Source organism: Coriobacteriaceae bacterium, assembly GCA_025992705.1.
Classification (GTDB): domain Bacteria; phylum Actinomycetota; class Coriobacteriia; order Coriobacteriales; family QAMH01; genus QAMH01.
The window spans coordinates 846,223-868,778 of record DAJPGJ010000001.1 but is presented as its reverse complement, the minus strand read 5'-3'; the positions used below and the strand labels follow the sequence as shown (position 1 = coordinate 868,778).

The 22,556-nt window shown below is 60.9% G+C and carries 19 protein-coding genes; 8 read left to right on the top strand and 11 right to left on the bottom strand.

Translation table 11 applies throughout. From position 1 onward, the window contains the following. Positions 1–66 precede the first annotated feature (66 nt). From pyrE to OIM11_03855, 4 genes are all read left to right on the top strand, one after another. Positions 67–744 (top strand): orotate phosphoribosyltransferase, encoded by a 678-nt coding sequence (pyrE, locus tag OIM11_03870; protein ID HJJ00269.1) that lies wholly within the window; start codon positions 67–69, stop codon positions 742–744. Between the two features lie 214 nt (positions 745–958). Next, the gene (locus OIM11_03865) at positions 959–1,618 is read left to right on the top strand and encodes a hypothetical protein (GenBank protein HJJ00268.1); all 660 of its coding nucleotides are present in this window, start codon (positions 959–961) and stop codon (positions 1,616–1,618) included. Positions 1,619–1,947: 329 nt separating this feature from the next. After that, positions 1,948–4,476, top strand: coding sequence for a homocysteine S-methyltransferase family protein (locus OIM11_03860; protein HJJ00267.1), 2,529 nt, complete (start codon positions 1,948–1,950; stop codon positions 4,474–4,476). A gap of 132 nt (positions 4,477–4,608) precedes the next feature. Beyond that, positions 4,609–4,785: a hypothetical protein gene (locus OIM11_03855; protein HJJ00266.1), complete on the top strand. Its 177-nt coding sequence runs from the start codon at positions 4,609–4,611 to the stop codon at positions 4,783–4,785. A 129-nt stretch (positions 4,786–4,914) separates the two neighbouring features. Here the strand turns inward: OIM11_03855 and OIM11_03850 are convergent, their stop codons facing one another. Together OIM11_03850 and OIM11_03845 are read right to left on the bottom strand one after the other, a co-directional pair. Next, the gene (locus tag OIM11_03850; GenBank protein ID HJJ00265.1) at positions 4,915–5,799 is read right to left on the bottom strand and encodes a methionyl aminopeptidase; all 885 of its coding nucleotides are present in this window, start codon (positions 5,797–5,799) and stop codon (positions 4,915–4,917) included. Between the two features lie 79 nt (positions 5,800–5,878). Beyond that, positions 5,879–8,209 (bottom strand): leucine-rich repeat domain-containing protein, encoded by a 2,331-nt coding sequence (locus tag OIM11_03845; protein HJJ00264.1) that lies wholly within the window; start codon positions 8,207–8,209, stop codon positions 5,879–5,881. Between the two features lie 129 nt (positions 8,210–8,338). Between OIM11_03845 and OIM11_03840 the strand changes: the two genes are divergently transcribed. Beyond that, a complete protein-coding gene (locus OIM11_03840; GenBank protein HJJ00263.1) occupies positions 8,339–9,538 on the top strand; it encodes an NADP-dependent isocitrate dehydrogenase in 1,200 nt (399 codons plus the stop codon). On the opposite strand, the gene OIM11_03835 is transcribed toward OIM11_03840, so the two are convergent. Beyond that, positions 9,539–10,465 (bottom strand): fused MFS/spermidine synthase, encoded by a 927-nt coding sequence (locus OIM11_03835; GenBank protein ID HJJ00262.1) that lies wholly within the window; start codon positions 10,463–10,465, stop codon positions 9,539–9,541. Positions 10,466–10,589: 124 nt separating this feature from the next. Here OIM11_03835 and OIM11_03830 point away from each other — a divergent pair, with 124 nt between their 5' ends. Both OIM11_03830 and OIM11_03825 read left to right on the top strand, forming a co-directional pair. Beyond that, complete coding sequence (locus OIM11_03830; protein ID HJJ00261.1) at positions 10,590–12,692, top strand: UvrD-helicase domain-containing protein; 2,103 nt, start codon at positions 10,590–10,592, stop codon at positions 12,690–12,692. Positions 12,693–12,894: 202 nt separating this feature from the next. Continuing rightward, the gene (locus OIM11_03825; protein ID HJJ00260.1) at positions 12,895–14,154 is read left to right on the top strand and encodes an amidohydrolase; all 1,260 of its coding nucleotides are present in this window, start codon (positions 12,895–12,897) and stop codon (positions 14,152–14,154) included. Positions 14,155–14,399: 245 nt separating this feature from the next. Here the strand turns inward: OIM11_03825 and OIM11_03820 are convergent, their stop codons facing one another. After that, positions 14,400–14,888, bottom strand: coding sequence for a DNA-deoxyinosine glycosylase (locus OIM11_03820; protein HJJ00259.1), 489 nt, complete (start codon positions 14,886–14,888; stop codon positions 14,400–14,402). Between the two features lie 198 nt (positions 14,889–15,086). On the opposite strand from OIM11_03820, the gene OIM11_03815 reads away from it, so the two are divergent. Next, positions 15,087–15,893, top strand: coding sequence for an amidohydrolase family protein (locus OIM11_03815; protein ID HJJ00258.1), 807 nt, complete (start codon positions 15,087–15,089; stop codon positions 15,891–15,893). Positions 15,894–16,086: 193 nt separating this feature from the next. On the opposite strand, the gene OIM11_03810 is transcribed toward OIM11_03815, so the two are convergent. The 7 genes from OIM11_03810 to hisD all read right to left on the bottom strand — a co-directional run bounded on the left by OIM11_03810 (position 16,087) and on the right by hisD (position 22,510). Then, positions 16,087–16,842, bottom strand: a complete 756-nt coding sequence (locus tag OIM11_03810) for a 3-oxoacyl-ACP reductase FabG (GenBank protein ID HJJ00257.1) — start codon at positions 16,840–16,842, stop codon at positions 16,087–16,089. A gap of 358 nt (positions 16,843–17,200) precedes the next feature. Then, positions 17,201–17,965, bottom strand: a complete 765-nt coding sequence (gene hisF / locus OIM11_03805) for an imidazole glycerol phosphate synthase subunit HisF (GenBank protein ID HJJ00256.1) — start codon at positions 17,963–17,965, stop codon at positions 17,201–17,203. After that, on the bottom strand, positions 17,959–18,699 hold the full coding sequence (gene hisA / locus OIM11_03800) for a 1-(5-phosphoribosyl)-5-[(5-phosphoribosylamino)methylideneamino]imidazole-4-carboxamide isomerase (protein HJJ00255.1): 741 nt from the start codon (positions 18,697–18,699) through the stop codon (positions 17,959–17,961). The genes hisF and hisA overlap by 7 nt, the downstream gene beginning before the upstream one ends. Before the next feature lie 74 nt (positions 18,700–18,773). Further along, on the bottom strand, positions 18,774–19,445 hold the full coding sequence (gene hisH, locus OIM11_03795) for an imidazole glycerol phosphate synthase subunit HisH (protein HJJ00254.1): 672 nt from the start codon (positions 19,443–19,445) through the stop codon (positions 18,774–18,776). Then, complete coding sequence (gene hisB, locus OIM11_03790; protein HJJ00253.1) at positions 19,445–20,035, bottom strand: imidazoleglycerol-phosphate dehydratase HisB; 591 nt, start codon at positions 20,033–20,035, stop codon at positions 19,445–19,447. Before hisB ends, hisH begins: the two co-directional genes overlap by 1 nt. Positions 20,036–20,056: 21 nt before the next feature. Next, entirely contained in the window at positions 20,057–21,142 is a 1,086-nt protein-coding gene (hisC, locus tag OIM11_03785) for a histidinol-phosphate transaminase (protein HJJ00252.1), read from the bottom strand. Positions 21,143–21,148: 6 nt separating this feature from the next. Beyond that, the gene (hisD, locus tag OIM11_03780) at positions 21,149–22,510 is read right to left on the bottom strand and encodes a histidinol dehydrogenase (protein HJJ00251.1); all 1,362 of its coding nucleotides are present in this window, start codon (positions 22,508–22,510) and stop codon (positions 21,149–21,151) included. Positions 22,511–22,556 lie beyond the last annotated feature (46 nt).

The following is a 22,556-nucleotide window of genomic DNA, read 5'->3' as shown; positions in this document are numbered from 1 at the left end:
GGAGGAAGTTATGGGACAGATTGGACAGATTCAACTGTCTCATTGACAGGAAAGACGAGGAGATCCATGGAAGCTTACAAGCAGGAGTTCATCGACTTCATGGTCGATTCCGATGTGCTCAAGTTCGGGGAGTTCACGCTCAAGAGCGGACGTAAATCCCCATTCTTCATGAACGCCGGCGCATACGTAACAGGCAATCAATTGCATAAACTTGGCCTTTACTATGCACAGGCCATTCACGATGCCTTCGGCCTGGACTTCGACATCGTCTTTGGCCCCGCCTACAAGGGTATTCCGCTCTCGGTCGTGACCTGCATCGGTCTGCAGGAGCTCTACGGCAAGGAAGCGCGTTACTGCTCCAACCGCAAGGAGGCCAAGGATCACGGCGATGCGGGCATCCTACTCGGTGCCGAGTTGCACGACGGCGATCGCGTGGTCATGGTCGAGGACGTTACGACCTCGGGCAAGTCGATTGATGAGACGTATCCCCTGCTCAAGAGCATCGCCGATGTCGAAGTCGTGGGGCTCATGGTCTCGCTCAATCGTCAGGAGGTCGGCCCGAGCGGCACGATCTGCGCCATTGACGAGGTAAGCGAGAAGTACGGCTTTCCCACTGCCGCCATCGTGACGATGGACGAGGTCATCGGCTACTTGCATAACCAGGAGCGCGGTGGCCGCGTGGTCATCGACGACACGCTCAAGGCCGCCCTCGACGCCTACTACGAGCAATACGGCGCCCACTAGCCCCACCATTTCGAACGGGGCGAGCGTGCCCCCCTGTCATTTCGAGCGGGGCGAGCGCGCCCCCTCCTGTCTTTTCGAGCGTAGGCGCGAAGCGCCGGAGTCGAGAAATCTCAACCCCACCGGCAGACAAGAGGGACGGGGGCTCCCCGTCCTGATACCATGCACCTCGAGCCGAAATGGCGCGCTTGCGATCGGACCGACGAAGGAGACGCCGATGGACATTCCCGACGACACGCTCAGCGCCCTGCGCGTCATGCGTTTCGGTCCCGAGGCACTCTCCTGCCACGTTGACGAGTTCCGCGCCCTCAAGTACCTCGGGCAACGCGGCCAAGAGCTCACCGACGAACTCGCAACTCGCTTCGATGGCGCTGTCGCGCGCTGCGAACGCGTCGCCCGGCCACGTGGCATCGCACGTAGCTTCGCGATTGACCGCGAACGCCCCGATGGCATCGCACTCGCGGGCAATTCTCTCGTCCTGACCGGGCGCAACATCGCCCGCCACCTCGATGGCTGCACCCTTGCCTGCCTGCTCGCGGTGACCCTCGGTATGGAGAGCGAGCGCACGATTGCACGCCTGCAGGCCACGAACCCACTTGACGCGCTACTCTTCGATGCGTGTGCCTCGTCAATGGCCGAGGAAGCCGCCCAGGCCGCGTCTCGGCGCATCACCGAACTCGCCGATGAAATCGATCTCGTACCCACGAAACGCTTTAGCCCCGGCTTTGGTGACCTGCCGCTCGAGCTGCAAGACGCCCTCATCCAGACGATCGATGCCGGCAAGCTACTCGGCATCCATACCGCAAGCTCGCACCTCATGACGCCGATGAAGAGCGTCACTGCGATAGTCGGCTTAAAGCCGGATCCTCATACGTAAGGTGCAATTATTTAAGGCCACGGAACTCTCGTGCAGATTAATTTCGATAATGTGTGCCTGCAACGGACAGCGTGCAAAGAAATTGCGATTTTGCGAAACATAGGAGATGGCCGCCTCACAAAATCGAAAATAATGCGCATAACCCGTTGGATGATCACACAAAATCGCTTAAAACTTGCATCCGAGTTTTTGCGATTACGCAAAATCGAAAAAAGCTTGCACGCGAGTGTACCCAGATGATTGTTGCACGCCGCGCACACTCTATCTCGCGACACAAAGGCCGCGCTTTGTCTTGCGGTATCATCTACCCACGATCTGAAAGGGCGGATATGGCAGCTCCCCGAGAACTCGAAATCGCAAACGATCTCCTCAAACGCGTCATAGATGGCCGCGCGCCGCTGCTATGCGATGGCGGCATGGGAAGCCTCATCCAACAGGCGGGCCTCTCGCAAATCCACGATGTGCCGGACCTCCTCAACCTCACGCACGCAGACGACATATGCACCTTGCAACGCGGCTATGTCGAAGCAGGTAGCGATTGCATCGCCACCAACACCTTCAACTCGAACCGCCTCAAACTCGCGAATCATGACGCGAGCGTCGATGAGCTCTACGCAGCCGCAGCCCAGATCGCGCGTGACGCGGGAGCACCGCTCGTTGCCGGTGACATCGGTCCTACCGGGTCGTTGCTTGCCCCGCTTGGGGAACTCAGCTTCGAGGAGGCCTACGATATCTTCGCCGAACAAGCCCGCGCCGCCTGCGCAGCCGGTTGCGACCTCATCTTTCTCGAAACCTTCGCCGATCTGCTCGAAGCCAAAGCGGCGCTGCTCGCCTGCCTCGACAACACGCCGTTGCCGGTCTTCGTGACGATGACCTTCGGCGAGGATGGTCGTACCTTCATGGGCACGACACCCGCCGTTGCCGCCGCCACGCTCTCCGCGCTCGGTGCCTCGGCCGTTGGCATCAACTGCTCGCTCGGTCCAAGCGAGATCACGCCTCTCGTCGCGCAGATGGCCCCGCACACCCGCTGCCCACTCATGGTGCAGCCCAATGCGGGACTCCCACGCATCGCCGAAGATGGTTCCACGGTCTACGATGTCGACCCCGCAAGATTCGCGCAGGCCATGGGCGCCATCTTGGAGGCCGGGGCTCGCATCGTCGGCGGTTGTTGCGGAACGACGCCTGCCCACATCGCAGCTCTGCGTCAGCTCATTGATGATGGCGACTGGTTGCACGATAACGTTTCCGACTATCGGCCTTCCTTCGTCGTGACAAGTGCTCAGGAGCTAGTCGAACTCATGCCAGGCGTACCCACGGTCGCGACCATCGGCGAGCGCATCAACCCCACGGGAAAGCCGCGCCTCAAGGAGGCACTTGCCAGCGGCTCCTATGACCTCGCCATTTCCGAAGCCGTCGCACAAATCGAAGCTGGCGCCGACATTCTCGACGTCAACGTCGGGGTGCCGGGTATTGACGAGTCGCATGCGCTGCGTGAGCTTACCGAGCGCCTGCAAGCCACCGTATCAGCGCCCCTGCAACTTGACTCCGCCAACCCTCACGCACTCGAAGCTGCCTGCCGCGGCTATGCGGGACGTCCACTCATCAACTCGGTCAACGGCAAGGCTGAAAGCCTCGCCGCCGTGCTGCCCATTGCAGCACGCTATGGCGCGACCATCGTTGGCCTCACGCTCGACGAAGACGGCATTCCACCGTCTGCCGAGGGGCGCCTCGGCATTGCCGAGCGCATCATCGACGCTGCTCTTTCGGCTGGTCTGCAGCTTGAGGACATCGCAATCGATTGCCTCGTCATGGCCGCCGCCACCAATCAGCCCGAAATCCCCGAGATCCTCGAAGCCGTTCGACTCTGCAAGGAGCGCCTCGGCGTGCGCACCGTGCTCGGCATCTCCAACGTGAGCTTCGGGCTGCCCGCACGTCCCGTCCTCAACGCGAGCTTTCTCACGGCCGCGCTTGCCTGCGGGCTCGATCTGCCCATCATCAACCCGCTTGAGGCGCGCTACCGCGAGGCCATTGCAGCCTTCCGCATCATCAACGGCCAGGATGCCGGCTGCCTGGAATACGTGCACGCGATGCAGAACGCCATTTCGAGCGCAGCGGGTGCCCCTCCTGTCATTTCGAGCGCAGTCGAGAAACCTCGCCCTTCGCGTTTCGCTGGCAGTGGCGAAGGAGATTTCTCCACTGCGTCGCCTAACGGCGACTCCGGTCGAAATGACAGCGCTTCCGTCCTCCATAATGCAATCCTCACTGGCCAGCGCGATACTGCCGCCGAAGCGGCACGCACCATGCTCGCAACCAGCGACGTCGCTTCCATCGCAGGAGACGTCCTCGCACCCGCCCTCGACGAGGTTGGAGTGCGTTATGACGAGGGCACGTACTTTCTCCCCCAGCTCATGGCTTCAGCCGAGGCCGCCAAATCGGCCTTCGACGTGCTCAGCGAAGCAAGCGCCTCGGCTGGCGCTGCAAAACGCAATACGTTGCCAATTATCCTCGCCACAGTCGAGGGCGATATTCACGATATCGGCAAGAACATCGTCAAAATGCTGCTCGAGAACTATGGTTACACGGTCATCGACCTTGGTCGTGATGCAGCTCCCCAAGCCATCGTCGATGCGACACTCGATGCCAACGCTCCTCTTGTGGGCCTTTCGGCTCTCATGACCACGACATTGCCCGCGATGGAGCGCACCATCGCGCTGCTGCGCGAGCAGGCGCCCCAAACCCGCATCATGGTGGGCGGTGCCGTGCTCACCGAGGACTATGCGCAACGCATCGGCGCCGACTATTACGCCGATGACGCGGCAGCCTCCGTTCGTATCGCCCAGCAGCTCCTCGATGGATGAGATGCGCGCCAGGGTGCCGGGTCCTTTAGCGCACCCACCGACACGCTCTTGCGCAGGTTCTCGCGAAGCTTTATCATCGCAGGAAGTGTGAAATCCGGCGGCAGCGTGCCGCCTAGAGAGAAGGATGAGACAATGATACTCAACCCCGAAAAGGCTCTGGAGCGCTCCGCCATGCAGGCTCAGTACGGTTCCCCCGTCACCCCCAAGAAGCGCGGCTTCAAGGAAATCATTCTCACCACGACCGCTGGCTACATCGCCTCGATCGCCGTGATCGCCTGCTTCTTCCTGATTGCCGCCATCGGCGCATAGGCGCGGCAACATAGCATGAAGAAAGGGACCCTTCGGGGTCCCTTTTATTTGCCCCCCCCTGTCATCTCGACTGGAGCGGCCGCAAGGCCGCGGAATGGAGAGATCTCTCCTTCGCTCGAAATGACGGGACTACCAGCACAGCAGTTCGTAGCCATCCTCAGTGACGACGATCTGCACCTCCCACTGTGCCGACGGCGAGCCATCGGCCGTGCGCACGGTCCAGCCATTCGGGTCGTTCATATCGATTTTCGCTGCACCCATGTTGACCATGGGCTCGATCGTGAAGCACATTCCAGGAACGAGCACGGGGCCCGTCCCCGCAGCTGCCACAAAGCTTACGAACGGATCTTCGTGGAACTCGAGGCCGATGCCATGGCCACCGAACTCGACGACAACCGAGAAGCCCGCATCCGTCGCAACCTTGTTGACCGCCGCGCTCACATCGCCTAGGTGCGCCCACGGCTTCACAGCCGCAAGGCCAGCCTCGACGGCTTCACGCGTGACCTCGACCAGCCGGCGCTTCTCTTCATCGACCTCGCCAATGCAGAACATGCGCGACGAGTCCGAGAAGTACCCATCGAGTATTGTCGACATATCGACATTGACAATGTCGCCGCTGGCGAGCACATCGTCCTCGCTTGGAATGCCGTGACAGACGACCTCGTTGATGGAAGTGCACACGCTCTTGGGAAAGCCCTCGTAATTGAGGTCGGCGGGAATGGCACCATGCTCGATGCAGTAGTCGTGTACCCAGCGGTCGATCTCCTCGGTGCTCACGCCTGGGCCGATATGCTCGGCCACGTAATCGAGTGCTCCGATGTTGACCTTGGCCGATGCCTTGATGCCCTCGATTTCCTCGGGCGTTTTGAGCAGGTCGCGTCCGAGGACGATCTCGCCCGCATCATATAGCTCCTGCAAGCGATGATCGAAGTCGAGATGGCACTTCTTGTACTTCTTGCCACTGCCACACCAGCACTCATCGTTGCGACCAGGGCTTTCCAAGTTATCGTACACGGGATTCCTCACTTGTCTCGCGTTTCGTGTTTGCGTTCACGGTTCGCCCCATTGTACTACCCCCGCCGTCGAGCGCTCCTCACAGCTCGAAATCGACCCCGCGGCCCATGAGCCGCCGCTGCAGCTCGAGTAGGTATCCCGTCATGGCAGCATCCTGCAATTTGCTAACGGCCTCGATAACCGGTAGCAGCGTCTCGCGATCGAGGTAGCCGAGCTCGGCAAGCGCATCGACGCTCGCACGGTCATCGTGACGCGCAGCGGCAACGCACATTTCCACGAGATTGTCGCGAAGGATCTGCCCGTACATGCGACGCGTGTTCTCGCTCAAGAACAGCGGGTCACGCAGCCGCTCGATAATGCGCGTAAGCTGGCCATACAAATCGATGGGCGCCATGCTCTTCGCATCGTAGTCATGCATGTTGACCACGCACGCATCATAACGTGCGAGCAGCGCCTCGGCATTGAAATAGGTCATCGAGTTGAATCCGCGCACGATCTCGTTGAGGCTACGGAAGGTGACGGGAAAGTGCAGGTCAATGCAATCGTGCCCTTGGATGGGCTCGACGAAATCAACGTGGATATGCTCGATGAGACAATTCACGTTGAGGGCGCGGTCCTGGATATGCCGCACGTTTGTCCCAATCGTGAGCGAGGAAAGCATCGTCGCGTTGCCGAATGCGAACGGTGCGAGCGTATCGACCTCGCGTGGAATGGCGACATCAGGCCTGCCCTCGTCGTAGAGCACGACGCGCGACGCGCCATCATCCATGCGCTCGCAAAGCAAGCCACCCGTATGGTAGAAACGCTCGCAGTTGGGATTGACATGCACGTTCACGAGAGAAGGTCTGCCACCGATATCACGCGCGCCAGCCGTGACAAGCGCGAGCTTGCCCAGATGCTCGAAATCCGCGGGTAGGTAGATACCCTCGAGCGCCGTGTCGAAAAACGCCTCGTCGCCGATGAAATGCAGGGTCTCCGGAAAACGCGCCTGTCGCAAGTTGCGACAGCCGCGAAAGGCCGCATCGCCAATCTCGACAACCCCCTCGGGGAGCGTCACCTGCTGCAAACGTGGCATGTTCGCGAACGCGCGCCCGCAGACAATCTCGCAACCGGGAGCAACGGCGTACTGCACGAGTTCGGGCTCCATCGCACCCATCAAGATGCGGGTGGGACAAATGGACAGGTCGTTTGTCCCAGTATCGGCATACGCCGGCAACAAGTGGGGCAAATGACCTGTCCATTTGTCCCAGTCTTTCGCGTACAGCACACCATGCTCGTCAAGCCAGAGGGTCCCGCCATCCTCGATGACGCAGCGTATGCCCGTGCGTGCTACGCAGTCGCAGGCCAGTTGCCGTACGCTCGCGGGCACATGTAGCCCAGTGATACCGCTCTCGGCGAATGCCCCCTCGCCAATCTCGACGATCCCTTCGTTGAGTATGACACTCTCGAGCTCGCGACAGCGGAAGAACGCGCGCTTCTCGATGCGGCGCAAGCTCGGAGGAGCCATGAACTTACGCAACCTGGTGCGCGAAAACGCATGGGCGCCAATCGACTGAACGCCACCTGCAAATGTCACCTTGCGCAGCTCCGGGCAGCATGCGAATGCCTTGGCACCGATTTCGACGCAGCGAGCCGGTACCTCGTATTCCTCGACCGGCACGGCAACCGCCGCAAGCCGTAACCCGGCATCATCTCCATCTGGGCACGCACGTTCGAAAATACTTATGCAATCCGTTGCTAAAAAGGGATTGTGATCGTCAAGGCGGATTTCCTCGAGCGTGCTATTCACGAAAGCACCAGGCTCTACCGCGCGCGTCCCCATTCCTATCGTAAGCCGCTTGAGCCCATTCACGCTCAGCACTTCCAGCCCCACGCGCTCGAGCATGCCCGGCAACGTCAGCTCCTCGAGATCGCGGCACTGGTTGACCCAGCTCGAATCGAAGCTTGCCGTCATACGCGGCAGAACGAGGCTGCGTAGGTCGCGGCATGATCTGAACGCCGACGGACCGATTGCCTCGATGCAATCGGCGCAGACGATGCGCTCCACACCAGTAAGCTGTTCGCAAGCGCCGGGCGCCAGCTCGAGCACGGCAAGGCCGTCCAACTTGCTCGGCACCGTAAGCTCACACATACTGGCATCCAGCAGCTCGCAGTCTACGATGCGGGCGAATGTTCCATCAACGACGACATACTCCCAAATCACGCCGTCAATCGTCTCATGCCGCAGCTCGGAGCAACGCTCCTCCTCGCGTACGCGACGCTCCGCAAGCTCACGACGCTGGCGATCCATGACCTCGGTAATGACCGCGATGGCGTCTTGCCCCGTCTTGACCTCAAGCTCACTGAGGTCAAGATCTTCGGGCGCAGAGCGCACGCTGCCAAACATGAGAGTATCGCCGAAGATTTCCATGCGATTAACTATAGCTCATCTGCCGCGCACGCCACGCCCATTACCGCTACAATGACCAACCAACACACGCAAACGTGCCAAAGGGCCTGACCCCTTGACGCATCACCCACACGAATACCGGAGAGTGCCATGAGCAAAATCGAGATGAAGACCCCACTTGTCGAGATGGACGGCGACGAGATGACCCGCATCATCTGGCAGCTGATCAAATCGGAGCTGCTCATTCCGCATATTGACCTCAAGACCGAATACTACGACCTCGGCCTCGAGCACCGCGACGCTACGGATGATCAGGTCACCATCGACGCCGCCGAAGCAACCAAGCGCCTTGGCGTTGCCGTCAAATGCGCAACCATTACACCTAATGCCGCACGCGTCGAGGAGTATGACCTCAAGCAGATGTGGAAGAGCCCCAACGGCACCATCCGCGCCCTGCTCGACGGCACGGTCTTTCGCGCGCCCATCGTCGTCAAGGGCATCGAGCCCTGCGTGCGCTGTTGGAAGAAACCCATCACGCTCGCTCGCCATGCCTACGGTGACGTCTACAAGAACGCCGAGATGCGTATCGAAGCTCCCGGTAGCGTCGAGCTCGTCTTCACGCCAGCCGATGGCGGCGAGCAAGTACGCACCCTGGTGCATACATTTACCGGCCCCGGCGTCGTGCAGGGCCAGCATAACCTCGATGCCTCCATCGAGAGTTTCGCGAAAAGCTGCTTCGAGTACGCACTCGAAACCGGGCAGGACCTGTGGTTCTCGACCAAGGACACGATCTCGAAGATTTACGACCACCGTTTCAAGGACATCTTCGCCGAAGTCTTCGAGACCGAGTACCGCGCGCGCTTCGAACAAGCCGGCATCGAGTATTTCTACACGCTCATCGATGATGCAGTCGCACGCGTGATGAAATCCGAAGGCGGCTTTATCTGGGCTTGCAAGAACTACGATGGCGACGTCATGAGCGACATGGTCTCGAGCGCCTTCGGTAGCCTCGCGATGATGACGAGCGTGCTCGTTTCCCCGCACGGTTACTACGAATACGAGGCTGCCCATGGCACGGTGCAGCGTCATTACTACAAGCATCTCAAGGGGTTGGAGACCTCGACCAACTCCGTCGCGACGATCTTCGCGTGGAGCGGTGCACTGCGCAAGCGTGGCGAGCTCGATGGCGTACCCGAGCTCATGGCCTTCGCAGACAGGCTCGAGCAGGCAACACTCTCGTGCATCGAGGATGGCCAGATGACCGGCGACCTTGCGCGCATCACGACCCTGCCCAACCCCACCGTGCTCAGCACCGAGGGCTTTATCGAAGCGGTGGCCGCACGGCTGTAACTACGCCTTGAGCACGGTCCAATCCTCTTCGGCCGTGTTTGCGTCGAGCAGCAACTCGGCATCCGAAAGCTCCCAGGTCGCGAGCTCGATCGCACCTGCAAAACGCCATGCTCCGTCTGTCGCTATCACGACGTTGTTGTCGCAATTCGAAAGGATATCGGGTTGTCCCGGCAGCACGTAGACGTGTGCGAACTCGCTCGCAAGCGTGCGCATGATGCGACGCATCATGCGTGAGCGTGGCCCCTCTATCGCGCCAATCACGTTGGCCAGATAGACGCCATTCTCGCGCAGATGTTCGTGATACAGCTGCACGGCCTCTCGCGTCACGAGACTCTCGACGAGGCTCATGCCACTGAAGCAGTCGTTCACGATCGCATCGTAGCGCTCGTCCGTTTCCTCGAGAAACTCCCGCGCATCGCCCTCGACGAGCTGCAGGCGTCCCGTTTCATCGAGGTCATATTCCTCGAAAAGACGATCCACGAAGAAGTATCGACACGCAATCGCCGTGATGACCGGGTCTATTTCAACGCACGTCACGTATGTCTCCGGATGATGCGCAATCAGGTGCTTGGGATACGAATACCCGCCACCACCCAAAACCAGCACGTCACGCACGGGAACCCCGGCGAAGAACATGCTGTCGTAGTCACGCGTGTAGGCATAGGGAAGGTCGCAGTACGTGTCATCATCGAGATAGGTGGCAGACTGCATGGTACCCGCCACGTTCATCACGCGCACCAAGCCATCCTTGCGCTCGATCGTGAAGATACGGCACGGCCCCGCCATCGTGTCAAACTTGATGAAGATCTCCCGTTGACGCCTATATCGGCGAACGAGAACGACGGCCACGACCGCGGCAGCAGCCACGACCACCAGCACGCATCCACCTATGAGCCAGACCGGATCCATGCCCGTATGATAGCTCACTGAGAAATCCCCTGGGCGGCATGGTCACATTCATCGCACTCGCGTACAATTAATTGCCATGTTTTGATTGGACCACGGTAGGACGAGACGGGTGCGCACAGACCACCAACGCCAAAGGGGCAACATGGACAAGACATTCGAGGCCGAACAAGAGCACCTGAGCACAACATACGCGAAGCTCCAGAGCATCGAGCGCAGCCTGCAAGAGCAGCTCGCGAGCATCTTCAGCGAGGTCGCTTCCGAGAAGGACCTCATCACCGACGAGCTCAACTTCGACTTCGACGCAGACATCCACGTCGAGACCATGGCCGAACTCGAGGCCGTCAACCGCATCATCGACACCTACAACATCGCGGCCGACGTCACGACCGAGCGCCTGCATCGCGCGCAGCTCCTCCTCAAGCAGCCCTACTTCGCCAAGGTCACGCTCCAGTTCAAGCCTGGCAGCGAGCCCAAGGACGTCTATATCGGCAATGTCGGCATGACCGACGACGACTACCGTCACTTCATCGTCGATTGGCGCAGCCCCATCGCCGAGGTCTACTACAACCAGGACAACGGCAAGACAAGCTACGAAGCCAACGGTCGCACCATCGACTGCGAACTCAAGCTACGCCGCCAGTTCGACATCGAGCGCGACCAGCTCAAGGCCCTCTTTGACACCACCGTCGCCATCCAGGACGAAATGTTGCTTGCAGCGCTCGCACAGAACCGCTCCTCGCACCTATCGGCCATTACGGCAACTATCCAGAAGGAGCAAAACGAGGTCATCCGCCATGAGGATGTCCCGGCGCTGCTCGTCAGCGGCATCGCGGGTTCTGGCAAGACCTCGGTACTTCTGCAACGCATTGCCTATCTCTTCTATCGGCAGCGCGACACGCTCAAGCCCGAGGACGTCTTCCTCATCACGCCCAACCCGGTGTTCCAACGCTATATCGAGAACGTCTTGCCCGAGATGGGCGAGAGCAACCCTTCGTCGATTACCTTCGAATCGCTCATGTGCGGTCTCGGTCTCGGTAGCCGCGACCTCGGGCGCGAGGTAAGCGCCGACGCGCTGCGCGCCATCGACGAGAAACTCCCCGACTTCAAGCTCAAGCAGGGCGACTTCACCGACATCCGCATTGAAGGCGAGCCCGTCATCACGGCGGCTCAGGCGCACGGAGCGTGGAGCAAGCTCAAGAACCTCCCCACCGGCTCGCATCGCAGCGCGCTCGTCATCGACGACCTCCTCGATCGTCTTGAGCAGCGCATCAAGCGTCTGGCCAAGTCCGAGAAGTACCAGGACATGATCAGCGACATGTCCGATGCCGAGCAAATCGAGTGCTTTGGCGAGAACGTCTACACCGGCGACATGGACGAAGCCGAGCTCGTGAGCTATACCGAGCGCTTCCTGCGCTGGCGCTATGCGGGCGTCGAACACGAGATCGCGGAGGGTCGCTGGCTGCGTCTCGACGCCATTGGCATGCGCCTGACCGGCTCGGAAAACCTGAGCGCCATCGAGTGGCTCTACCTCAAGCTCGCGCTCGTCGGTGGCGGTATGCGCCACGCGCGTTACGTCATGATCGACGAGGTCCAGGACTATAGCGCCGCGCAACTCATGTGCTTGGCGCGTTATTTCGGCAAGGCGCATTTCATGATGCTCGGCGACGAGAACCAGGCCATCCGGGAAGGCACGGCGAGCTTCGACGAGATTCGCGAGGTCTTCACGCGCGCATGTGGCTCGGTCGACAACTGCGAGCTCATGACGAGCTACCGTTCGTCACCGGAGATTACGGCCCTGTTCACGAGCCTGCTCGATAACGAGGAGCGCGTGCGCGTCGAGTCCGTCCAGCCGGCAGGCATCGAGCCGGTCATCATCGAATGCGCCGATGACCTCGACTATGAGGTGCAGCTCAAGACGGCAGTCGAGGAAGCGCTCGAGGCCAGGTGCCTGGCCGCCATCATCGCCCCCGATGCACGCCGTCTGGCCAAGCTCGAGCAGCTGCTCGAAGACTTGCCCATCGTCACGGGTGCCGGCAAGGAGACCATGCCCGAACACGGCGTGCTGCTGCTCGACATCAAGCTTGCCAAGGGCCTCGAGTTCGACCAGGTCATCGTGCCTGATGCGGGCAATCGCTCCTACCCCGACGAGACACTCGCGCGTCACCGCCTCTACACCGCGATATCACGCGCAACCAAGAAGGTCACGCTCGTCGCCAATGGAAAGCTCACGAGCCTGCTGAGGTAGGCCGCCCCCTGTCATTTCGACCGGAGGCGCGCAAGCGCCAGAGTGGAGAAATCTCACCCGTCGCTGCCAAAGATCGGGATTTCTCGACTCCGCTCACTTCGTTCGCTTCGCTCGAAATGACAATGGGCGTCATTTGTCTCATTCATCCGTATCCCGCAATCGCTGTATCATAGGGCTGCGATTTCCGATGAAGGAGCCGAGCATGTCCGACACAGCCGATACAGCACAAGTTACCCGCGAGCTAGGCGAGCGCTACGCCGACGACATCATCGCCCTGCGGCGTCACTTCCACCAGCATCCCGAGCTCTCCGCCCAGGAGCATGCCACGAGCGACTACATATGCGCGTATCTCGACGAGCTCGGCATCCCCTACGAGCGCATTACCGGGCCACACCCCGAAGACAAGCGCGAGGAGCGTGACGAGTTCATCGGCACCGGCATCATCGCGACCATACGCGGCGAGGCACCGGGCGCCTACGATAGCCAGGGCAATCCCGCCAAGCGCGTCGCCCTGCGCTGCGACATGGATGCGCTGCCTGTCACCGAGAAGACCGACCTGCCCTTCGCATCGCAGAACGACGGGATCATGCATGCCTGCGGCCATGATTGCCACATGGCCATGCAACTCGGTGCCGCGCGCATCCTCATGGACATGCGCGACCAGCTGCATGGCGAGGTTCGCCTCATCTTCCAGCCTGCCGAGGAAATCTCCATCGGCGCACGCGACATGATTGCCGCCGGCGCGCTCGATGGCGTGGACGCCATCTTTGGCCAGCACGTGTGGAGCGAGGTCGATGCGGGGACGTTTTCCGCCGAGCCGGGCAGCCGCATGGGTAACACCGACTGGTTCCGCATCGACATCGAAGGCGTAAGCGCCCATGGCTCGATGCCCCACAAGGGCCTGGACGCCATCGTCGTCGCCTGCGAAATCGTCGACGCGCTGCAATTGCTCGTGAGCCGTCGATCGTCGCCCTTCGAGCCCGTCGTCGTCACCGTTGGCGAAATTCACGGCGGCACGGCCCGCAACATCATGGCCGGGAGCGCCTATATCACCGGCACCGTGCGTACGTGGAACAAGAAGACGCGTGACTTCATCGCGGAGAGGCTCTCGCAGATGGGCGGTCGCATTGGCAGCGCATACGGTGCGAGTATCAGCATCGAGTACACGCCCGGCAACCCTGCCGTGGTAAACGACGAGGCCGTAACCCGCGTCGCGGCGCAGGCCATCGAGAAGACGCTCGGCAAGGAAGCCGTCGGGACGTATCACGGCACGCTGTCAGGCGAGGATTTTGCCGAGTATCTGCAATACGTACCCGGTGTCTTCGTCTTCACCGGCATCAACAATCCCGATATCGGCGCCACCCATCCACAGCACAGCTGCCTGTATCGTATCGATGAGAGCGTCTTGGCCCCTGGTGCGACCGTTGCCGCCCAATGGGCCCTCGACATGCTCTCTGCATAGGCAAGCGACACCATACGTGCACGGAAACCGCAGATGTCTAGGATTTGCGCGGCCTAGCCAAAGCTTTTTCGGCGCTTCCCGCGCAAAAACGGCGAATGTCTAGCGTCCCAGCACTTCCGATACGCAAAAAACTCGAATGTCTAGCCTTTGCTCTCAAGCAGCCCTAGACATTGGCCATTTTCGTGCGTTTGCATGCCCCTGACCCTAGACACTGGCCGTTTTTGCGCGTTGTAGCCGCGGCGTTCTCACTTCGCAATCACCCGGTACGCCTCGATAAGCTCGTCGAGCCCCATTGCCGCGTTCGCCGGACTCGTCGAAGGCAGGCGCGTGCACTCTCGCCCATATACGGGCTCCAAATAGCGCCGACAGAGCTCATGCGCTTTTGCGCCCGTCGCGTAGATGCGCTCGATGGGCGCCGTGTCGAGGACGCGCGACAAATCGTTGGGAACGGCATCCTGGATGCTCGCATCCGATGCGCCCTTGATGGCACAGCTGGCGAGCACATCCCACATCGCGATACCGTTGCGCAGCAGAAAAGCGCGGCGCTCGGCAACAGTCTGTGGCACGTCTTCGCCCGTCACCGCAGCAAGCACCTTCCACATGCGGTTTTGCGGATGACCATAGAAGAAGCCAAGCTCCCGCGACTTGGGCGAGGGAAAGCTGCCAAGCAGCAAGACACGTGAGCGCCCATCGAACACCGGCTCGATCTCGTGGATGTGTCGCATGTATTCCATGGGTCCAGTGTACATGACGGCACAGGGGACGGGATGAGACAGTTGCTCAGGGACGTTGTCTCATCCCGTCCCCTTCCTATTCTGGTCACCATGCCTAAAATAGTCGCTTGTCCAGAACGTCCATTACCCGACTTTTCGCCTTTTATCTTCCCCAAACTTCATGATTGGGGTAGGATGCTGCATGTTGAAGGAGAAGCCATGGCAGTTATCGATGCACACGCGCATATCTATCCAGAGAAAATAGCAACGAGAGCCGTCGAAGCAGTCGGCGCATTTTACGGTGTCGAGATGTTCGACGGAGGCACCTGCAGCCCCGGTACGCCCGAGGCACTGCTTGCCTGCGCGGATGTCTCCCCCATCACGCACTTCATCGTCCACTCGGTTGCCACGACGCCCCATGCCGTGACGAGCGTCAACGACTTCATCGCCGAGCAAGCTCACGCACATCCCGCGTTCATCGGCTTCGGCACCATGCATCCCGATTTCGAGGACAAGGAAGCCGAGGTCGAACGCGCAATAGAGCTTGGCCTGCACGGCTTCAAGATCCACCCCGACACGCAGATGGTCGATACGGATGACCCGCGTCTCATGGAGTTCTACGAGATCATCGCCGGCCGATTGCCCATCACCATCCACACCGGCGACTATCGCCACGACTTCTCGCATCCGCGCAGGCTCGCGCGCGTGCTTGACGCGTTCCCGAGCCTTGTCGTGGATGCGGCACACTTCGGAGGCTGGTCAATCTATGACCAAGGCTACGATTACCTGGGGAAATACGACAACCTCTTCATCGATACCTCAAGCTCGCAGCCGCTCATGGGCGACCGCCACACAGCAGAACTCGTGCGCATGTGGGGTGTTGACCGCGTCATGTGGGGCAGCGACCACCCGATGTGGAGCCCCATCAGCGAATACGAGGCTTTCCGCGGCCTCGACTTTACCGACGAGGAGTTCGATGCCATGCTCTGGCGCAATGCCGAATGCTTCGCCGGCGTCACCGTGTAACTCCGTCACAAGGTATCCGGAACACGGTGTCCCCTGTCATCTCGACTGGAGCGGCTGCAAAGCCGCGGAATGGAGAGATCTCGATGCGGGAGATTTCTCGACTCCGCTTCGCTCCACTCGAAATGACGAGGGAGGTACCCCATGCTTCGGTCGAAATGACAAGGAGGGGATCGTTCGTTCCGCTGAGCTATCCCTACGTCCTCGCCAGACCATCGACGGGCAGCACGACGCCGGAGATATAACTCGCCATGTCGCTTGCCAGGAACACGACAGCGTCGGCGATGTCCTCGGGCTCGCCCATGCGACCAAGCGGAATCGTCGCGATAAGCGGCTTGATGACCTCGTCGGGCAGCGCGTCGACCATGTCGGTGTGGATGACGCCCGGCGCGACGGCATTCACGCGGATTCCCTTGCCGGCAAGCTCGCGCGCCAGCGACAGCGTCAAACCGTTGACGGCGAACTTCGTCGTCGGATAGGCGCAGCCAGCGGGTTGTCCGTCCCGGCCAACCATCGAGCTCGTGTTGATGATGACGCCACCACCTTGCTCGATCATGATGCGCGCAGCAGCCTGCGAGCAGACGAATACCGCGTTGAGGTTGAGGTCAACGATGCGCTCGAACTCCTCGACCGTGTAGTCCACGAGCGGCGTGCGCGAGCTCACGCCCGCGTTGTTGCACAGAATGTCAAGGCTCCCGAAGGCGTTCACGACCTCGGCAAACGCCGCCGCGACGGCATCGGGGTCGTTGAGGTTGGGAGCGATGGCAACCAGGCGGTCAGCCAGTGCCGGATCCCCTTCGATGAGCTTGGCAACCGCGGCCTCGGCCGTCTCCATGCGCGAACCGGCGACGGCAACGTTCGCACCCGTATCGAGCATGGCACGCACGATGGCCAGGCCGATTCCACGCGTCCCACCGGTGACGACGGCATTCTTACCTTCCAGTATCTTCATGTTGACCCCCTTCGATATATACGATGAGAAGAACAATACCCCATCATGTCCTCATGGCGAAGCAGCAACGTGCACATCCTTATCCTCTACACAATGACGCGCAAGGAGATTTCTCCGCTTCGGCGCCCCACGGCGCCTTCGGTCGAAACCAAATGAGACAATGTCTCTGGGCAACTGTCTCATCATTCACCCTATATGGCAAAGCAGTGTACCCGTGCGGATGACATGGCATATTCGAGGTGACGATGTCACCTTGTGCAGCATGACATGGCATGCGACCAGAGCGAATGGTCTTCTGAGCTCTGGCGTATGCCATGTCACGCTTACCGCGAGCCTCAGCAGATACCCCGTATTCGCATCACAGCCGCACGGGTATCCCCTGCTTCGCCATGTACTCCTTCACCTGGCGTACCGTGAGCTCGCCGAAGTGAAAGACACTCGCCGCAAGCACGGCATCGGCCTCGCCCTCGATGATGCCTTCGGCGAAGTGTTCGAGCTTGCCCACGCCACCACTCGCGATGACCGGGATATCCACTGCGCGTGCGACCGTGCGCGTGAGCGCGATGTCGAAGCCATCCTTGGAGCCGTCGCAGTCCATGCTCGTAAGCAAGATCTCGCCGGCACCGCGACGAGCTGCCTCGCGGGCCCATTCGATGGCGTCGATACCCGTGTCCTTGCGTCCGCCGTGCACGTACGCCGTCCACCTATCCGAGCCATCCGATGCCCTTTTGGCGTCGATAGCGACCAAAATCGCCTGGCTACCAAACGCAAGCGCCCCGGCGGTGATGATCGAGGGGTCGGCTAATGCCGCGGAGTTGAGCGACACCTTGTCAGCGCCCGCGGCAATCATCTGCCGCATATCATCGACGCACTTGAAACCGCCGCCCACGGCATAGGGAATGTGCACTTCCTCGCTCGCACGCGATGCCATTGCGATGGTCGTCTTACGTCCTTCGTGGGTCGCCGTGATATCGAGGAAGATGACCTCGTCGGCACCTTGTTCGTCGTACGCATTTGCCAAATCTACCGGATCGCCCGCATCGCGCAAGTTGACGAAGTTCACGCCCTTGACGACGCGCCCGTCCTTCACGTCCAGACATGGGATGACGCGCTTCGTCAGCATCGTGCGCTCGCCTCCTTGCATGCCGCGACACCCTCTTCAACGGTGAAGGCGCCCTCATAGATGGCACGACCGGTAATGACACCATCGATGCTACCTGCAGGAAGCTCTCCGAGCGCGTAGATGTCCGCAAGCGTGGCCACGCCACCGGATGCCGTGATCGGAAAACCCGCGACCTGCGCAAGCCGCCCATAGGCAGCTGCATCGATACCCGTCTGCATGCCATCGCGCGCGATGTCAGTGTAGACGAGCTCGTGAATGCCCCGGTCCTTGAGCTCGGCCACGAGCTCTGCCGCCGGCGTGCTCGTCCCCTCGCACCAGCCCTCGATGGCCACCATGCCATCCTTGGCGTCAATGCCGGCGACGATGTTATCGGCATAAGCTGCCACGGCACACTCGCAAAGATCGGGATCGCGCACGAGCGCACTGCCGAGCACGAGCCGCGTCGCCCCTGCATCGAGATAGCGCTCGATCGTCTCCATGCTGCGAATGCCACCGCCAATTTCGATCTCGACGTTCGTCTCGCGGGCGATGCGCGCGATGATGTTCATGTTAGTGGGCGCTCCGTCTCGGGCGCCATCGAGGTCAACGATATGGATACGCTGCGCTCCCGCTTCCTCAAAGAGGTGTGCCTGTGCAACGGCATCATCGTTGTAGACGGTCACCTGCGCGTAGTCGCCCTTCTTGAGGCGCACTGCACGTCCATCGAGAATGTCGATTGCGGGGACGAGAATCATGATCTACCTGCCGTTTCTTCCCGTATCTTGGTCAAATACACTTTCTTAGTCAAAACATCTAATTCTGAGCAGCTTTATGCGCTCTCGACAATCCCGCCGAAGTTCTCGAGCAACCGTAGGCCCAGGTGAGAGGACTTCTCGGGATGGAATTGCACTCCGAAGACATTGTCACGCGCCACGGCGCAGGCAAAACGCCGCGCGTGCTCGCTCGTCGCCACCAAATCGCCCTGGTCATCGGGAACTGCGCAATATGAATGCGTGAAGTAGAAGTGTTCGCCATCTTCGATGCCGTCGAAAAGTCGCCCCACGCCCTCGGGACACGCTAGCCCGTCGACATATTCGATCGAGTTCCAGCCCACGTGCGGAATCTTGTGCTTAACCCCCGTCGCGTCGAACGCCGCCATGCGCTCGATATGGCCGGGCAATACACCCAATCCCGCCAGGCGCTCGCCCTCAGGCTGACCCTCGTCGCCCCAATCGAAGAGCAGGTGCATGCCGAGGCAAATCCCCAGAAACGGCACTCCGTCGGCCACGGTCGTACGCAATGCGTCAGCCTGTCCCGTCCCCTCCATCGTCGTCATCGCATCGGTGAAAGCGCCCACGCCAGGCAGCACCACGCCATCGGCGGCAAGGATGTCAGCGGGGCTGTCGGTGATGCGCGCGTCGAAGCCCGCGTCGGCAAGACCACGCTGAACGCTTGCCAAGTTGCCCTTGCAGTAGTCGACGACGGCAATCGTGGCGGCCATTACAGCACGCCCTTGGTCGAGGGGACCTCGTTGGCGATGCGCGAGTTGATGGCCACGGCCGCGCTGATGGCACGCGCTGCCGCCTTGAAGGCCGCCTCGAGAATGTGATGCATGTTGCGCCCGGTCACCGAGCGGATGTTGAGCGTAGCGCCCATATTGGCAGCCAGCGCGATGAAGAACTCCTGCGCGAGCGTCACGTCGAAGCTGCCGAGCAGCGGGCAGGTCATCTCGACGTCGTAGTGCAACTGGCCGCGGCCGGAAATGTCGACCGCCGCCATGACGAGCGCCTCGTCCATCGGCAGAATGATCGAACCGTAGCGCACGATGCCGCGACAATCTCCAAGCGCCTGCGCAAAGCACTGCCCGAGCACGATGCCGCAATCCTCGACCGTATGATGCGCCTCGACATCCACGTCGCCCGTAGCGTGCACGGTAAGGTCAAAGAGCCCGTGACGCCCGAAGGCGTCGAGCATGTGATCGAAGAACGGCACGCCAGTGTCGATGTCGGTAACCCCCGTGCCATCGAGGTCAAGTCGTATCGTGATGTCCGTCTCGCGCGTCGTACGCGTAATCTCGGAGCAACGTCCCATATGTGAACCCCTCCTGCGTCCCTATCGTTGATTCGCCAGGTCGTCGAGCTCGGTCTTGAGCGCGTCGAGGAAGCGATCGTTTTCCTCGGAAGTGCCCACCGTCACGCGCAGGCAACCAGCCAGGTGATTCTCCCCCGACACGTTGCGCACGAGCACCGAATGCTTCTCGTCCAGGTCGTTCCAGGTGCGCACCGCAAACGGGAGCTTGAGCATCACGAAGTTAGCCTCGCTCGGATACACTGTGACCTTGTCGAGCTGCGAGAGTGCCGCAATAAGGCGATCGCGCTCGACGCGTGTCTGCGCGATACCCTCTGCAAACAGCTCGCGATGGCGCACGACTTCCTCGCCCACGATCTGGCTGATCGCATCGACCGAATAAGGCTGGCGCACCTTCTTGAACTCGTTGATCACGCTCGGATTGCCGAGGAAATACCCCAGGCGGATACCTGCGCAGCGGTACGCTTTCGAGAAGGTATGCAGGATGAGCAGGTTCTCGTACTCGTCGAGCAGCTTGGCCGCGCTCTCATCCGCAAACTCGCCGTATGCCTCGTCCACGAGCACGAGTGCATCACTCGCATCCAGAATGCGGCAAATGTCCTCGAGCGGCGTCAGCGTACCCGTCGGATTGTTCGGGTTCGTGATGACGACGATGTCGATGTCACCCTTGGCCAGACGCTCACAGGCGCGGTCCACGTCAATGGACCAGTCATCCTGGCTACGCGGCAGGTTGACAACCTGCGTGTTCGTGAGCACGGCATTCGTTTCGTACACCGAGAACGTGGGCGGAAAGTTCAAGAACGCGCGGTCCGGCCCTCCCCAGGCGGCGAAGATGTCGTAGAGCAGCTCGTCGCCACCATTGCCAACGAGCACGTTAGCCGCCTTGAGGCCATGCCATTCGGCGATCGCAACGCGCAGCGCATTGGCGAGCGGATCAGGGTAGCGGTTGAAATCGAGCGTACGCATGCGCTCGATAACCGCCTCAAGCACCTCATCGGGCACGTTGAGCGGGCTCTCGTTTGCAGAAAGCAATGTGTTGCTTTTCTTGTACTTGGGGTCGTAGGGAAGCATCCCCACGAGCGCGTCGGCGCTACGCCGCACCTCTCTCATGCGCGTCTACTCCTCGACGTGGTCATGGTCGCAACCGCAACCGCATTCGTGCTCTTCGTCCTCGCCAGCCAATTGCTCGGTCACGTACTCCATGAACTTGAGACGCAGGTCAACCGAGCGTCCGTGCGCCCAGAGTCCCTCGCGAGCTGCCATGGTCATGACGGCGTCGGCATCGGCCTCGAGCGCATCGAAGGAATAGCTCAGCACCGAGGAGCGCTTCACGAAGTCATCGACCGAAAGCGGACTCGAGAACGCGGCGGTGCCGCCGGTCGGCAGCGTGTGGTTGGGACCAGCCGCGTAATCGCCCACGGCCTCGGGCGTCCAGGAGCCGAGGAAGATGGCGCCGGCATTGCGCACCGCCCCCAGAAGCTCCCATGGATCAGACATGTTGATCTCGAGGTGCTCGGGCGCGATCACGTTGACCGTCTCGAAGACCTGCGTAAGCGTCTTGCAGACGACGACGAGCCCGTGTTCGAGCGATGCCTCGGTGATCTCGCGGCGCGGAGACTGCTCGAGCAGTGTCTCGAGCGCGGCGTCGATGTCATCGAGCATGCCCTCCTCGGTCGTGATTAAGTAACATGTTGCCTTTGGGTCATGTTCGGCCTGCGCCATGAGGTCGATGGCGATGAACTCGGGCACGGCGCTCTCGTCGGCCACCACGCACACCTCGGAGGGACCGGCGATCATGTCGATACCAACGTCGCCGTTGACGAGCTTCTTGGCAGCCGCAACGAACGCATTGCCCGGTCCGGTCACCTTATCGACCTTGGGAATCGTATCGGTGCCATAGGCCATTGCGGCGATGGCCTGGGCCCCGCCCACCTTGAAGATGCGGTCCACGCCAGCCACGGACGCGGCAGCGAGCGTGTAGGGATTGACCGTGCCATCCTTGGACGGAGGCGTGCACATGATGATCTCGTCCACACCAGCCACAGATGCCGGAATCGCATTCATGAGTACGGTCGAAGGGTACTGGGCGCGTCCGCCGGGCACGTAGATGCCCGCACGCTCGAGGGGCGTGAAGCGCTGGCCGGTGATGGCACCGTCATCACGCGTCGTGAACCACGACTGCTGCAGCTGGCGCTGATGGAACTCGGCGATGTTGTCGGCCGCATACTCGATCGAGCGCAGGAACTCCTCGTCGACCGTCGCGAGCGCGGCGTCGATTTCCTCGTCGCTCACCTCGAGCTCCTCGAGCGTCACGCCGTCGAAGCGCTCCGAATACGCGCGCAGGGCCGCGTCGCCCTCGCGGCGCACGGTATCGACGATGTCGGTGGCTGCCTTGAGCGCTTCGGCATCGAATGCGCTGTCCCTCTCGAGCAGCGACGCATCGAAGCTCTGCCCCTCTTCCAGTACGATCGTCCTCATCTTCCGTCCTTCCCTCGTCAAAACGAGTCACTTGTCCACAATATGA

What these genes read in the sequence shown, in the direction of transcription:
- OIM11_03840 (HJJ00263.1), top strand. Translation starts at nt 8,339, where the DNA reads ATGAGCAAAATCGAGATGAAGACCCCACTTGTCGAGATGGACGGCGAC.
- OIM11_03865 (HJJ00268.1), top strand. Translation starts at nt 959, where the DNA reads ATGGACATTCCCGACGACACGCTCAGCGCCCTGCGCGTCATGCGTTTC.
- OIM11_03810 (HJJ00257.1), bottom strand. Translation starts at nt 16,842, where the DNA reads ATGAAGATACTGGAAGGTAAGAATGCCGTCGTCACCGGTGGGACGCGT.
- pyrE (HJJ00269.1), top strand. Translation starts at nt 67, where the DNA reads ATGGAAGCTTACAAGCAGGAGTTCATCGACTTCATGGTCGATTCCGAT.
- hisF (HJJ00256.1), bottom strand. Translation starts at nt 17,965, where the DNA reads ATGCTGACGAAGCGCGTCATCCCATGTCTGGACGTGAAGGACGGGCGC.
- hisA (HJJ00255.1), bottom strand. Translation starts at nt 18,699, where the DNA reads ATGATTCTCGTCCCCGCAATCGACATTCTCGATGGACGTGCAGTGCGC.
- hisD (HJJ00251.1), bottom strand. Translation starts at nt 22,510, where the DNA reads ATGAGGACGATCGTACTGGAAGAGGGGCAGAGCTTCGATGCGTCGCTG.
- OIM11_03860 (HJJ00267.1), top strand. Translation starts at nt 1,948, where the DNA reads ATGGCAGCTCCCCGAGAACTCGAAATCGCAAACGATCTCCTCAAACGC.
- OIM11_03845 (HJJ00264.1), bottom strand. Translation starts at nt 8,209, where the DNA reads ATGGAAATCTTCGGCGATACTCTCATGTTTGGCAGCGTGCGCTCTGCG.
- OIM11_03820 (HJJ00259.1), bottom strand. Translation starts at nt 14,888, where the DNA reads ATGGAATACATGCGACACATCCACGAGATCGAGCCGGTGTTCGATGGG.
- hisH (HJJ00254.1), bottom strand. Translation starts at nt 19,445, where the DNA reads ATGGCCGCCACGATTGCCGTCGTCGACTACTGCAAGGGCAACTTGGCA.
- OIM11_03815 (HJJ00258.1), top strand. Translation starts at nt 15,087, where the DNA reads ATGGCAGTTATCGATGCACACGCGCATATCTATCCAGAGAAAATAGCA.
- OIM11_03830 (HJJ00261.1), top strand. Translation starts at nt 10,590, where the DNA reads ATGGACAAGACATTCGAGGCCGAACAAGAGCACCTGAGCACAACATAC.
- hisB (HJJ00253.1), bottom strand. Translation starts at nt 20,035, where the DNA reads ATGGGACGTTGCTCCGAGATTACGCGTACGACGCGCGAGACGGACATC.
- hisC (HJJ00252.1), bottom strand. Translation starts at nt 21,142, where the DNA reads ATGAGAGAGGTGCGGCGTAGCGCCGACGCGCTCGTGGGGATGCTTCCC.
- OIM11_03825 (HJJ00260.1), top strand. Translation starts at nt 12,895, where the DNA reads ATGTCCGACACAGCCGATACAGCACAAGTTACCCGCGAGCTAGGCGAG.
- OIM11_03855 (HJJ00266.1), top strand. Translation starts at nt 4,609, where the DNA reads ATGATACTCAACCCCGAAAAGGCTCTGGAGCGCTCCGCCATGCAGGCT.